Annotated in this window: 10 protein-coding genes; 2 read left to right on the top strand and 8 right to left on the bottom strand. The window is 38.7% G+C overall.

Translation table 11 applies throughout. The annotated features are described in order from the left end of the window. Positions 1-93: 93 nt before the first annotated feature. A complete protein-coding gene (locus IGJ63_RS06310; RefSeq protein ID WP_002357562.1) occupies positions 94-954 on the bottom strand; it encodes a glucosaminidase domain-containing protein in 861 nt (286 codons plus the stop codon). Between the two features lie 354 nt (positions 955-1,308). Between IGJ63_RS06310 and IGJ63_RS06305 the strand changes: the two genes are divergently transcribed. Beyond that, positions 1,309-2,499 (top strand): MFS transporter, encoded by a 1,191-nt coding sequence (locus IGJ63_RS06305; RefSeq protein ID WP_104846084.1) that lies wholly within the window; start codon positions 1,309-1,311, stop codon positions 2,497-2,499. 51 nt (positions 2,500-2,550) lie between these two features. On the opposite strand, the gene tkt is transcribed toward IGJ63_RS06305, so the two are convergent. Beyond that, positions 2,551-4,545 carry a transketolase gene (gene tkt / locus IGJ63_RS06300; protein WP_002360299.1) on the bottom strand — a complete coding sequence of 665 codons (1,995 nt, stop codon included), beginning with the start codon at positions 4,543-4,545 and terminating at the stop codon, positions 2,551-2,553. A gap of 71 nt (positions 4,546-4,616) precedes the next feature. After that, a complete protein-coding gene (locus tag IGJ63_RS06295; RefSeq protein WP_010820826.1) occupies positions 4,617-4,859 on the bottom strand; it encodes a DUF896 family protein in 243 nt (80 codons plus the stop codon). 150 nt (positions 4,860-5,009) lie between these two features. On the opposite strand from IGJ63_RS06295, the gene lexA reads away from it, so the two are divergent. Beyond that, the gene (gene lexA / locus IGJ63_RS06290; RefSeq protein WP_002357566.1) at positions 5,010-5,630 is read left to right on the top strand and encodes a transcriptional repressor LexA; all 621 of its coding nucleotides are present in this window, start codon (positions 5,010-5,012) and stop codon (positions 5,628-5,630) included. Positions 5,631-5,643: 13 nt separating this feature from the next. Here the strand turns inward: lexA and queG are convergent, their stop codons facing one another. From queG to IGJ63_RS06265, 5 genes are all read right to left on the bottom strand, one after another. Continuing rightward, on the bottom strand, positions 5,644-6,813 hold the full coding sequence (queG, locus tag IGJ63_RS06285; RefSeq protein WP_002369389.1) for a tRNA epoxyqueuosine(34) reductase QueG: 1,170 nt from the start codon (positions 6,811-6,813) through the stop codon (positions 5,644-5,646). Between the two features lie 23 nt (positions 6,814-6,836). After that, positions 6,837-7,331 carry a trimethoprim-sensitive dihydrofolate reductase gene (gene dfr, locus IGJ63_RS06280; protein WP_002360302.1) on the bottom strand — a complete coding sequence of 165 codons (495 nt, stop codon included), beginning with the start codon at positions 7,329-7,331 and terminating at the stop codon, positions 6,837-6,839. A 17-nt stretch (positions 7,332-7,348) separates the two neighbouring features. Next, on the bottom strand, positions 7,349-8,296 hold the full coding sequence (locus tag IGJ63_RS06275) for a thymidylate synthase (protein WP_002357569.1): 948 nt from the start codon (positions 8,294-8,296) through the stop codon (positions 7,349-7,351). A 17-nt stretch (positions 8,297-8,313) separates the two neighbouring features. Next, entirely contained in the window at positions 8,314-10,203 is a 1,890-nt protein-coding gene (locus IGJ63_RS06270; protein WP_438746105.1) for an ABC-F family ATP-binding cassette domain-containing protein, read from the bottom strand. 110 nt (positions 10,204-10,313) lie between these two features. Then, positions 10,314-12,368: a cation:proton antiporter gene (locus IGJ63_RS06265; RefSeq protein WP_002357571.1), complete on the bottom strand. Its 2,055-nt coding sequence runs from the start codon at positions 12,366-12,368 to the stop codon at positions 10,314-10,316. Positions 12,369-12,400 lie beyond the last annotated feature (32 nt).

The raw sequence follows: 12,400 nt of genomic DNA, 5'->3' as shown, positions 1-12,400 counted from the left end.
TAATTGCTGCTGGCACTACCTATTTTCACGATAAAAGACCTTACAAAAACTGCCGCTTTTGTAAGGTCCTTCTTCAACTAAATAATTGCAAAATTAACCGATTTGGATGGTTTGACCCACCGATAAAACAGAATCCAATGTTAATCCATTTAGTGACATTAAATTATCAACTGTCGTTCCAAAACGTGCAGCAATGTCCCACAATGTGTCGCCGTTTGCGACAGTGTAACTTTGACTAGCTACAGTTTCTGCTGTTGCTGTTGCAGAAGCCGCTGTATCGATTGTTGTATCAACGGTTCCCGTTGTATCTGAATAACTAGTGGTTTGAGCGACTGGTGCTCCCCAATCATATTGAGTTAAATTATATGCTTCAATTAACCAATTCAATTTTTCGGCATAGCCTGGATCAGTTGCATAACTTCCAGCTAAAGCGGCTGTTGCATCGCGATAACTGCTAGTATTACTCTTCCAAACGCCTGAATAATGGTATGTATCCCCAAAAGCAGTGGAACGAATAACATTGGCATGATCTTGGAACGATTCCGCATAAGAATTATAACTTCTAAATGCTGCTGTGACGGTCACCCATTGTCCGTCTAAATATTCTTTTGTTGGCATATAAACAGATTGTCCATTATAACTTCCTTTTACACCAAACAAGTTATAGTTCGGTGCAGATGCTAACCCAGAACTACCATAACTACTTTCTAGCAACGCTTGAGCAATCATGACGGAAGCATACATATCATTGCTATTGGCAACGGCTGCTGCTGAATTTCCGATTTCATTAATAAATGCTTGCTGGCTTGATTCTGCTTGGGCAGGTACCGCAGCACCAACCACAGGTGCTAAAATCATTGAAGTCCCCGCAACGGCGGTAGCACGTTTATAAGCTTTTTGCTTTTTAAGAGCTTTTTGAATATGTTTACTACTTCTTGTTAACTGTTCGCTCATTCATTTTTCCTCCTCACTGTCTCACTTTTCTATTTTACCGTTAATTTCCTATTGAAACAAGAAATAAACGTATTAAATTTTGAGTTTTAAAATTTCTGTAATGTAATTGAAATCTTGTTTGTATTTAATTAACCCTCTTCACACTTGTGAAAACAACCACTTCTTCTTTTCAATTTGATGAGATTTTTGTTATTTATCCTCTTACTTTTCTTTATTTATTGTGATAAAATTTTTAATGGACTTGTCACTTTTTGAACAAACTTTATAAGAGAAGTCTGTTTTTGTAGTCAAAACAACTATTGCCGAGTAGTTGTTGTATTACAAAATGAATTACATAGAAATGTAGGTGGTTAGATGAAGAAACAACAATCGGGTTTAACAAATCAAGTGACGTTTTTATTAGCGTTAACTTGCGGGGTTGTGGTCGCCAATATGTATTATATTCAACCAATTGGCACCCAAATTGCTCAGGCCTTTCAAGTCAGTATTGGTTCTATTGGTTTTGTTACTATGCTGACCCAATTAGGCTATGCGCTAGGCTTACTTTTTCTTGTTCCATTAGGCGATGTCGTTGATCGCCGCAAATTAATCATTCGAGTAGCCGCGCTCTCCTCGCTGTCTCTAAGTGCTGCGTTTTTTGCACCAAGTTTTCTCCTTTTTGCACTCTCTTCTTTTTTTATCGGGCTGCTCTCTATTGTCGCCCAAATTATTATTCCTTATGCTGCGGTCATGGCGGGACCAGCGAACCGTGGTAAAGTAACAGGTCGAATGCTGGGCGGACTATTGACAGGAATTTTATTGTCTCGAACGATCTCGGGTTTCATTGCTAGTGCAGCTTCTTGGCGAACAGTCTACTTAATCGCCGTAATATTCGTGTTAGCATTGGTCGTTCTACTTCAATTAAAATTGCCCAAAACAGTGATACATACTCAAACTTCAAATCGATTAACTTATTTAGGTTCTTTGAAAAGTCTTCCTAAGCTAATCAAATCGCAACCTTTGTTAAGAGAAGCAACTGTCAATGGCTTTTTTATGTTTGCAACCTTTTCAATCTTTTGGTCTACATTAATTTTCTTTGTTAGTAGTCCAGCTTATTATTGGGGACCGAAAGAAGTCGGTATTCTAGCAATTTTTGGGTTATCAGGGGCTTTTGTAGCACCCATCATTGGTCGTCTATCCGATTATTATCCAGAACGGAAGATTGTTTTGATTGGCCTGTTGATGCAGTTCGGTAGTTTTATCTTACTTTTTCTAGGCGGAACACATGTGGTCTCACTAATCTTAGCAATTATTGTTTTAGATATCGGTACTCAATTTGGGCAAGTAGCCAATCAAACACGCGTCCAAAATTTGGGAGAAGAAGCCAGCAATCGTAACAATACCGTCTTTATGTTTTTCTATTTCATCGGTGGTTCACTAGGTTCATTGATTGGTACATTAATGTGGCAAAATTATGGTTGGTCCGGTGTTACTTTAACTGGTATTGGGTTCCAATTGTTCGCATTATTTTTCCACTTTATGCTCTTTGCTCCCAAAAAGAAATGAAGCAAAAAAACCTGAATGCTATCACAAGCATTCAGGTTTTTTAATCTTTATTTATAGTGATTTATAGGTATTAACCACATTTTCAGGAGTAAAGCCGAATTTTTCAAGAACTAGACCGCCAGGTGCAGAAGCGCCGAAGTGATCAATTGTGATTGTTTTGCCTTCTGTTCCTACATAGCGTTCCCAACCAAAGCTTGCTGCAGCTTCAATCGCCACACGTTTTGTCACAGCTTTAGGTAACACACTTTCTTTATATTCAGCAGATTGTTTTTCAAACAAATCAAAACTTGGCATTGACACGACAGATACATCGATGCCTTCTTCCGCTAATTTAGCTTGTGCTTCCACTGCTAGATTTACTTCAGAACCAGTCGCAATTAAAATCCCTGCTGGTTGTTCACCTTTTTGTGGTGACAATACATAAGCACCTTTTTGAACAGAATCAGAAGCGTGTTCTAACGTTCCTTCTAAAACAGGTAAGTTTTGACGACTTAGAACTAAAATAGTTGGTGTTTCCGTAGAAGTCATAGCAATTTTCCAAGCAGCAACAGTTTCATTACCGTCTGCTGGACGAATCACATGAACATTTGGAATGCAACGAACACTTGCTAATTGCTCAATTGGTTCGTGTGTTGGTCCATCTTCACCCACCGCAACAGAGTCATGCGTTAAGACGTAAGTTACAGGAACTTTTTGTAAAGCGGCTAAACGGATTGCTGGACGTAAGTAGTCAGTAAAGACGAAGAATGTCCCGCCATAAACATGGCTACCACCGTGTAATTGAATCCCGTTCATTGCTGCAGCCATTGCAAATTCGCGAACACCAAACCAAATATTACGGCCTTCGTATTGACCAGGTTCGAAATCTTTTTCTGCAGCAACCATTGTATTATTTGAGGCTGATAAATCAGCTGAACCGCCCCAGAAACTTGGAACAACTTTTGAAATAGCTTGAATCGTTTCTTTACTTGTTACACGACTTGCGGCACTTGTTCCTAGTTCATATTTAGGTAATTCTTGTTCCCAACCTTCAGGTAATTGATTGGCAAAAGCTTCTTTAAATTGTTTGGCTAATTCTGGATGCGCATGTTCATAGTTCTTAAACATCTCATTCCAAGCCTCTTCAGCTTTTTGGCCTTCGTCAATCATCGTTTCTTTAAAACGAGCAGCGACTTCCTCTGGCACAGTAAAGTCAGGGTATTCCCAACCATAAACAGCTTTAGCCGCTGTAATGCCCTCTTCACCAATTGGCGCGCCGTGAACGGAAGATGTTCCTTCTTTTGGTGCTCCGTAACCGATGACTGTTTTAACTTCAATCAGTGTTGGTTTATCTGTTTCAGCTTTAGCCGCTTCAATCGCAGCCTCTATTTCATCTAAATCATTGCCGTCTTTAACTAAAATATGTTGCCATCCGTATGCTTCATAACGAGCCCCAACATTTTCAGTAAAGGCTTTAGAAGTTGGTCCATCTAATGAGATGTCATTTGAATCGTACAAGACAATTAATTTACCTAATTTCATATGACCAGCCATTGAACTTGCTTCTTGAGAAACACCTTCCATTAAATCGCCGTCACCACAAATTGCGTACGTGTAATGATCCATAATAGGGAAACTATCACGATTATAAGTTGCAGCTAAATGCGCTTCAGCCATTGCCATACCAACAGCCATAGCAATCCCTTGTCCTAGAGGTCCTGTTGTTGCTTCAACACCATCTGTGTGGTGCACTTCTGGATGCCCTGGTGTTTTACTATCCCATTGACGGAAATTTTTCAAATCGTCAATTGTTACGTTGTATCCTGATAGATGTAATAAGCTGTACAACATTGCCGAGCCGTGGCCTGCTGAAAGTACAAAACGATCACGATCAACCCAGTTTCTAGAAGTTGTTGGGTTCACCTTTAAATGTTTTGTCCAAAGTGCATACGCCATTGGGGCAGCACCCATTGGTAAACCAGGATGTCCTGAGTTCGCTTTTTGTACGGCTTCAATACTTAATGTCCGGATTGTATTAACGCCCAATTGATCTGTCTTGTCAAACAAAAAAATCATCTCCTAATTTAGGTTTTTTTTACCTTTATTCATAGTGTAGCTTATTTCGACAATGAAAGCAATTACTTTCTGTTGTGAAGTCCTTTTTCACGCTGAATTTTTTTTAGTTTTTCAGGAGTCACATCGGTCCCTTCTTGATCCACGACCTTCATTCCTTCGATATGGTGACGCATCCCTCCACGAAATGCTTCTAAATACTCTTTACGTAATTCTTGTTGTTCGACTTTTTCTTTCGCACTAAGTTCTTCCATTTTTGCTTTATTCGCTAATTCATTTATACGGGCAATTTTTTCTTTCGATAACATCAAAATCCCTCCTTACTCTCACTGTCTATATTATAAGAACTGCCTTAAAAAAACAACTATATTCTGATATTTATAAAACACGAACGCTTGTTTGATTTCGTTCGCATTTTATGGTACACTAATTTTATCAATTGAAAGAAGGTGCGGGTTTTGGCGAAACGTACAGAAACAAGACAATTAGAAGTACTTAAATATATATACGAACAAGTCGAATTAAAGGGCTATCCGCCAACCGTTCGCGAAATTGGGAAGGCTGTTGATTTATCCTCAACTTCTACCGTTCACGGACATTTAGCTCGTCTTGAAAAAAAGGGTCTAATCTTACGTGACCCAACAAAACCGCGAGCAATCGAATTAACACCAGAAGGCTTGGAAAAGATTGGGATTCAACCGACAACTATTCCGATGTTAGGTGTCGTAACTGCTGGTGAACCAATTTTAGCGGTGGAAGAAGCATCAGATTTCTTCCCGTTACCTCCTGATTTACGTACAGAAGAAAATGCTTTATTTATGTTGACGATTCGAGGAGAAAGTATGATTAACGCAGGTATTCTAGATGGCGACCAAGTGATTGTTCGTAAGCAATCGAATGCCAATAATGGCGACATCGTAATCGCAATGACCGATGAAGATGAAGCAACCTGTAAACGATTCTTCCGAGAAGTAGATCATATCCGCTTGCAGCCTGAAAATGATGCATTAGCTCCTATTCTTTTAGATAACGTTACAATTTTAGGTAAAGTTGTTGGTTTATATCGCAATCATATTTAATAAAAAAAGGAAGTCACTCCGTTGAGCGGCTTCCTTTTTTGCTTGTTAACAAGTAAATAGCCTTTTGAGCTTCCTCGATAACCTCTGCTTCAGTTTCTACAGAAAGTAGATAATTTAAAGCTTCTAAACTTTGCTCGGGTTCTCTTTTTGCGAGCTGACCTAACGACCAAGCAGCTGTTCCGCGAATGACAGGACGCTGATCATTTAAACAGAGAATAATTTGTGGGATAGCTTCACGGCCGCCCAAATTCGCTAACGCAATTAAAGCATTCCGTTGCAATGGTTTTTTACCACGCCAAGAGCCTGCTAAGTGTCCGAATTGCTGTTTAAATTCTTTATTGGAAATAGTTAATAACGGTGCCAATTTGGGATAGACTTCTTCAATCTTTGGTTCCATCTCTTCATGAAAATGAAAATCTTTTCCTTTATTATAAGGGCAAACCAGCTGACAAATGTCGCAACCATAAATAACGTTACGCATTTTTTTCCGATACTCTTCAGGCATCATGCCTTTTGTTTGCGTTTGATAAGACAAACATTTTTGAGCATTCATTCGACCGTCCCCTAACAAAGCCCCTGTAGGACACCCTGTGATACAACGAGTACAATCACCGCAACCATTTGGAACAGGTTCATCTGGTTCAAATTGAATATTGGTGGTCACCTCACCTAAATATACAAAGGAACCAAATTCTTCGGTAATCAGTAGACCATTTTTACCAATGAATCCTAAACCCGCCCGCTGAGCAACAGCGGTGTCAACATATTCGCCAGTATCTACTTGCGGCCGAAAGCGCCAGTGTTCTTTTTCTGCTTCAGTGGCAGCTTGCTCTTCAATAAAAGCAATTAATTTTTGCAACCGATCCTGCAAAATGTGATGATAATCAATTCCCCAAGAGGCTCGCGCAAATTGTCCACGCTTTTCATCTCTAGGCATTTTTTCCTGAGCTTTGGTGGGATAAGCTAAAGCAATGGAGATAATACTTTTAGGATGCTCAAACGTTTTTTCTGGGTAAATTCGTTCTTCCACATTTTGATGTTCAAATCCCGAGTTATATCCTCGCTCTCGTTGTTCATGTAGAGAATCTTCTAATTCAATAAATGGTTCAGCATGAGTAAAGCCGATTTTATCGATGCCTAAACGTTGACTCTCTTGAATAATTTTTTCTTTCAATGTCGGCATTGCTCATGCCTCCCTTCATTTTATTATTTATCGTTTCGATGATACGTTTCATAGTCATGTGCATAGAGATTTTTCTCGTCCACGACGCCGGGAACAGTGGCAACTTTTTCCCAAACAGACCAGTCGATTTCTGGAAAGAAGGTGTCGCCTTCAAACGTTTCATGAATCATCGTCCGATATAAGACATCGCATGCGGGAATCAATTCTTTAAAAACGACAGAACCTCCACCAATAACGGTCACGCCTTCATACTTGTCAGCATACGCAAGAATTTCCTCTACGGAATGCATAACCAAAACGCCTTCAGCTTGGTAATCCGGATTACTGGTAAGAACAATCGTTGTTCGATTTGGTAACGGACGACATCCCATACCTTCGAAAGTTGCACGTCCTAAAACCAATGTATTATGAATTGTTTTTTCCTTGAAAAATTTCAAGTCGTTGGGTAAATGCCAAGGCAATTTGCCTTCTTTACCAATCACTCCTTGTTCATCTTGGGCCCAAATGGCTGCTAACATAGCTTCTCTCTCCTTTTTTATACAGCAATCGGCGCTTTAATCGTTGGATGTGGGTCATAGCCTTCTACTTTAATATCTTCCATATCAAAATCAAAAACAGAAGCCTTGTCTGGATTCAAAACGAGCGTTGGGAAAGAACGAACTTCTCGTGATAATTGTTCTTGCATTTGTTCCACATGATTTTGATATAAGTGGGCATCTCCTAGCGTGTGTACAAACTCCCCCACTTCTAAACCTGTTTCATGCGCAATCAGATGTGTCAATAAAGCATAGCTTGCAATGTTAAAAGGAACACCTAAAAAAACATCGGCACTGCGCTGATAAAGTTGACAGCTTAATTTTCCTTCATTTACATAAAATTGAAACATAGTGTGACAAGGCGGCAACGCCATTGAAGGCACATCTTCTGGATTCCAAGCGGAAACAATTAAACGGCGAGAATCAGGATTGGTTTTAATCATTTCAATCACATTAGCTAATTGATCGATAAAGCTACCATCTTTGGTTTCCCAGTGACGCCATTGCGCACCATAAATATTCCCTAATTCACCATATTTTTCTGCAAACTCTGCATCATTTAAAATGGCGTCACAGAATTTTTGATGTTCTTCTTTGTATTGTTCTGCAAACGCTGGATCTTGTAAGACACGATGCCCAAAATCCGTCATGTCTGGTCCTTGATAATCTGCGCTTTTTACGTAACGTTCAAACGCCCATTCATCCCAAATATGATTATTTCGCTCTAACAAATAACGAATATTCGTGTCGCCTTTTAAAAACCACAATAACTCACTTTTAATCAAGCCAAACGGTACTCGTTTGGTTGTTAGTAAGGGAAATCCTTTGGCCAAATCAAAACGCATTTGATAGCCAAATAAACTATACGTACCAGTTCCTGTACGGTCTTCTTTAAAATGACCTTCTTCTAAAATCTTTTTTCCTAGCGCTAAGTATGCTTCTTCCATCTTATTCCCTCCGTCTCTTAATCCGCGTATTCACTCAAGTATTCCCAACGATTCATTTTTTCTTCTAACAATTGTTCCGTTGCTGTTACTGCTTCTTGCAATTCTTGTAAACGAACAAAATCATCACCCTGATGATTCATTTCTTCAGTTAATGTTTCTAATTTCGTTTCTAATTGTGTGATGTCTTCTTCAATTGTTGCCCACTCTTTTTGTTCCATATAAGTCAGCTTTGTTTTTTCTTTCTTTTCTGTCGATGCTTCTTTTACTGGTTTATTGAGCGGTTTTTCTTTGACCTTTTCTTGTTCTTTTTGGTTCGCCAAATATTCACTCATTGTGCCATAAAATGATAGGATCTGAGCATTTCCTTGAAAAACTAACAATTTATCCATTGTTTTATCCAAGAAATAACGGTCATGAGAAACCGCAATTACCGCTCCTTTAAACGTTTGGATATAATCTTCTAAAATGGTCAACGTATCAATGTCTAAATCGTTGGTTGGCTCATCCAATAATAACACGTTAGGCTGACTAATTAATAATTTTAAGAGATATAACCGGCGTTTTTCTCCACCAGACAGTTTGCCAATCAGTGTGCCATGCATAAAACGAGGAAATAAAAAGCGCTCTAACATTTCAGCGACCCCAACGCTGCTTCCATCACTGCGTTTCACTTTTTCTGCTGCTTCTTGCAAATAAGCAATCATCCGTTGATTAGGATCCATTTCTTCGTTTTGCTGGGTATAATAGCCAATTCGGACGGTTTCACCGATACTATATAGGCCATTCTCTAAAGGAATGCGTCCAGCTAAAATATTTAATAATGTGGATTTTCCTGCACCATTTTTACCAGTAATGCCAATTCGATCGTTTGCTTGAATGAGTAAATTAAAGTCTTTCAAAAGCTGTTTATGATCAATGGCATAATTTCCTTCCTTGATTTCCAGAACTTTTTTCCCTAAACGCTGCGTGGCAAAGTCTGCTTCTAAGGTGCCATTGGTTTGTACCTGATGCAAGTTTTCTTTTAAATCCTGAAACCGATCAATTCTTGCTTGCTGTTTCGTTCCTCGTGCTTGAACGCCTGCTCGCATCCACGCAAGTTCTTGTTTGAAGAGGCGTTTTCTTTTTTCTTCTTGTTCTACAGCGACACGTTCACGTTCGGCTTTTTCCATCACATACGTTTCATAGTTTCCTTTGTATTCATACAGTTTTCCAAAAGAAAGTTCGAAAATCCGATTGGTTACTCGATCTAAAAAGTAGCGGTCATGGGTCACCATTAAAACCGCGCCACGATAGTTATTTAAAAAGTTTTCCAACCATTCAATCGTTTCATAATCCAGATGGTTCGTTGGTTCATCCAATAACAGTAAATCAGGCGCTTCAATTAAGACTTGCGCCAAGCTTACTCGTTTTAACTGCCCACCAGAAAGCTCACCTATTTTCTTTTCCAATGTGGGAATACCTAATTTTTGTAAAATAATTTTTGCATTGGTATCTGCTGTCCAAGCATCTTGTTTATTCATGGCTTCTTCTGCTTGCGTGTAACGTCTTTGAACCCCTTCGTCTAAACCATTCTCACTTAAAGCAGCTAACGCTAATTCATAATTTTTGACTGTTTTTATGATCGGGCTGTCTCCCTGAAACACGGCTTCTGCAATCGTAATATTCTCGTCAAATGTTTGATTCTGGGAAAGGTACCCAATTTGATAATCACTTGGCTGCTGAATCGCAGCAAGATCACCATCACCGCTATCTACGCCAGCAATAATATTTAATAAACTGGTTTTCCCTGTGCCGTTAATCCCAATTAAACCAATGCGATCTTTTTCATGAATCAAAAAAGAAAGATGATCAAATAGTGTTTTTTCCCCATATGTTTTGGTTAAATCTGTTACTTTTAATTCTTTCACCGACACTACCAACTCCTTCTATTTTGGTCTTGCTTATTGTATCAAAAATTGGATTATAAAAAAAGTGCATGAGATAAAAATCGTCTTGGTTTCATCTCATACACTATTACTTATTCTTTATTAAAATTTTTAACAAATCGTTTCAGCGGAACGTTATTCACTTCGCCGCTAATCGAATAACTCTCTAATAAATTGACATTTTTTCGTAACTCGTTCGCTTCGATAATTGAAATGCGTTCAGATTGTTCGTAATGATCAATCATCCGTCGTTCTTCTTGGAAGCCTAATAATAGGTCTTTGACATAGTCTGTCTCCGTATGAACAATATACGAATCAATAAATTCGCCTTTTTCAAACTTATGGGCTAAATCCAAGCGTCCGTCAATGAAGAAATCAATTAAATCATCATCATAGACACCGCGCAAATTATCTAAACTCTTCAGAATAACTTGAGAATTTCTTAGAAAAACTTGGCGAATATTTTCTAGTTCTTCATTTCGTAATTCTTTTTCTTCTTCAGAAGCTTCACCACGATTGAAAAATAGCTTAGGATGTAAAAGAATCGAAATGATTTGTCGAGCAAATAATAACCAAAAGCCTACAATCGATAATAATTGTTTGGCAATCGACCGTTGCATCCGTGTAATCAAGCGTTGATACATACGATAACTTCTGACACTAATTTCTCCTTGTTTCAGACTTTCTTCTAAGCCGTCTCGTTCAATGGACACAATTAACGTCCGCAACTCTTGCACTTCTTGTTTTCGTTCTGCACTTAGCTGCTCGGTATACAATTCTTTTAAACGATCTTGATAATTTTCAATGACCGCATTCATTTCACCACGAGGATTCTCTTCATTTTGCTGTTTTAAGACATCAATGACATCACGTAATAAATCAATTTCGACTGACTCTTCATTTTCCACTTCCGTCTCTGAATCAGTTAAAAATGGTAAAACTAGAATCCCGCCAATCAGAGTCACCAAAATAACACAAGCCGTAATGAATAGCAATAACGGTCGTTCTTTAAAATGCTCGCCGTTAATCGCTGTTGGCAAAATAAAGATGGTGGCTAAACTTACCGTCCCCTTAACACCGCCAAATGTTAAAATCAACATTTCATTCATTGCAGTTTTAACTTTTTTAAAACCATGTTGTAGCGTGTAAACACTGAAAATGGCTAAGAAACGAATTAAAAAGACGACACCACTAATAATTAAAACAACCATTAGTAGGAACCAGTTTGAATATTGTTGGTCAATCCAAATTGGCGAAAACACTTGAGAAAGTTCAATTCCTAAGAATAAGAAAACTAAGGCATTTAAAGTGAACTCAATCATACTCCAAATACTTTCGCCAACATTTGACAGCTCTGCTTCAAAAAGCGAAACTTTTTTCAAACTAGACGCTTGCATAATTCCAGCAATCACAGCGGCAATAATTCCAGAAACGCCAATCAACTCTGAAATTAAATAAGCAATAAATGGCAAGAGTAATTCAATCAACAAGTAGCCTGTAACATCTTTTGCCACCGCAGTTTCAAGTAAATGAACAATTTGCTGTTTTAATAGAACTAACACGATTCCGACTACCGCTCCACCAATACTGGAAATAACCAAGGTCCCTGCCGCTTCCACCGGCGAAAATGACCCCGTTAATAAAGCCGCTAATGCAAATTGAAAGGCTGTAACGCCTGATGCATCATTAATGAGTCCTTCACCAGATAAAATGTTCATCGAACGTTCAGGAATGTCAATTCGACCTGATAACGAACCTACCGCCACCGCATCCGTTGGCCCTAGAGCCGCTCCAAAAGCGAAGCAAGCGGCTAATGGTAAAGTAGGCAAAATCATATGCAGGGTCCAGCCGACTCCGACTAAGGTAATTAACACACCAAAAAAGGCCAAGAAAAGAATCATCCCGAAATTTTTCATCATTGCTTTCAGATTGATTAGCTCCCCTTCTCTAAATAAAAGCGGTGCAATAATCATTACTAAAAACACTTCAGGCTCAAATTCAATTTCCTGCCCCATTTTAGTTAAACCAATTAGAACGCCTACAATAATTTGCACAATTGGCAGCGGAATGACGGGAACAATCCGGTTGAATATGTTTGAGAAGGTAATAGACAGTGCAAAAACAATGATTAGAAAGGTAAATTCCATCCTATCATTCCCTTCTATATTAAATTTTTATT

It is taken from the genome of Enterococcus sp. DIV1375a, from assembly GCF_051712205.1.
GTDB classification, from domain to species: domain Bacteria; phylum Bacillota; class Bacilli; order Lactobacillales; family Enterococcaceae; genus Enterococcus; species Enterococcus faecalis.
Note: the sequence above shows the minus strand (reverse complement) of the source record. Positions and strands in the feature narration are given on the sequence as shown.